We start from the raw sequence: 359 nt of genomic DNA, 5'->3' as shown, positions 1-359 counted from the left end.
GTATCACGTTATTGAATTGTGAAATATCGTTACATTTTATGTGCTTATCATGCTGTTGTATAGCACTTGCGAGCTTAAAATTCGTATTCGATGCCGACGGTGAATACAACATCGGTGGCTTCTGGTTGAATTCCATCTTCATCGGCGATGGGGTCAATGGTGTTGTCGATAACGGTAATCAGCTCCAAGTCAAAGTCGTCGATGAGCTCGATATCAAATCCAGTCTCAATACGTTGGATAAAGCTACCCGATTCCCGATTCACCACCTTGCCATCGTAAACAAGGAAGAATTCAATATCAGTGGTGATGTCATATTCAAAATCAAAACCAAAGGCGAGCACAGAAGAGAACACCTTGTC

General features: G+C 42.1%; 1 protein-coding gene. It reads right to left on the bottom strand.

Features of this window, described 5'->3' with window-relative positions; translation table 11 throughout:
* Nucleotides 1-74 precede the first annotated feature (74 nt).
* The coding region (locus tag AB4585_RS29210; protein ID WP_372172309.1) for a DUF481 domain-containing protein at nucleotides 75-359 on the bottom strand (285 nt) is incomplete at its 5' end.

It is taken from the genome of Vibrio sp. 10N.222.49.C9 (assembly GCF_041474985.1).
Lineage (GTDB): Bacteria > Pseudomonadota > Gammaproteobacteria > Enterobacterales > Vibrionaceae > Vibrio > Vibrio crassostreae_C.
Note: the sequence above shows the minus strand (reverse complement) of the source record. Positions and strands in the feature narration are given on the sequence as shown.